The following is a 1,084-nucleotide window of genomic DNA, read 5'->3' as shown; positions in this document are numbered from 1 at the left end:
CAGGGAGCTATTCAAGTTGAATGTGAGTTGTTGTGCACTATATCCGGGTACTTTATTAATAAATGAGCCAATGCTTAACTGATTAGTCCCTTTTGGTATTTTTGAATTATTTAACGTATTCTTGAATACTACAGCATTTGTTACACCTTTATTCAGCGATTGAATAGTGTCTGGTGAAATATAAACCACGGGAAGAGCACTTAAAGTTGCCCTGGGTGTAAAACCTGTAATTTTAATCCTCAATGATGAATTAGCAACTAACAAGTGGTCACCGATTTTGAATCCATCACGTTTGAATTTATCCGATACGACGCCGGCATTGTTTCGGACATTTTTACTACCACTTGTTATTTTCAATTTTTTAAATATGAACGATTTGGAATCAAGAGCTATTAATTGAGTATTCTCTTTTAATCCATTTTCTGATTTTACAAGTGTACTATACTGTGAAATTCTGGTACCATTATTGGGTAAACTAGCAACCTGATCCTGTGAAAGAAAAGATTGTTGTAAACGTCCTTCAGAATCACTATTTAAGACAATACTTGAAGCATCCCACTCGTTAATTGCCGCTTTGTTTAGGTTAGCTAAACCAGTGGCTAAACCAGTAAGAATAATCAAAAGATAACTTACTAAAAATATAAGTGCCACTATTAGGCTATAACGCAATTTTTCATGTAGCATCTCTTTAATAGCTAAAAACATAATAATCTCCTGTCATTAATTCTATTTATTATTAGTGTATCACTTAATGTGTTGAAAAGGTTTTTAATGTTCATCCGTCTTGAATGTGCAGTCGAACAATTTTTTATCGTGTTTCGTCTGGATAGTGTTTCATGTTATATCTCCTATTCTAATGAATAGTTTAACTTATTAGGTAGGAGTGTTACAAATTTACTATACCAGAACAGTCTAGTTTACTATATAAGTCTCTAAATCGTTCTAAATGTTTAATATACAAATCTAATTGTTCTGGTTTTAACCATATTTTAGTTAGCATAATTTTTTCTCTTTTCCTAATAAATAAAAAAGATAGCACAAATATTTCCTTGTGCTATCTCAACATTTAGTTAATAAAATATTC

1 protein-coding gene is annotated in these 1,084 nt (G+C 31.3%); it reads right to left on the bottom strand.

All coding sequences use genetic code 11. The annotated features are described in order from the left end of the window. Positions 1-705: ABC transporter permease (locus tag CGS49_RS13675; protein WP_097802304.1), on the bottom strand; the 705-nt coding region annotated here is incomplete at its 3' end. Positions 706-1,084 lie beyond the last annotated feature (379 nt).

This window comes from Faecalibacterium langellae (assembly GCF_002549775.1).
Lineage (GTDB): Bacteria > Bacillota > Clostridia > Oscillospirales > Ruminococcaceae > Faecalibacterium > Faecalibacterium langellae.
Note: the sequence above shows the minus strand (reverse complement) of the source record. Positions and strands in the feature narration are given on the sequence as shown.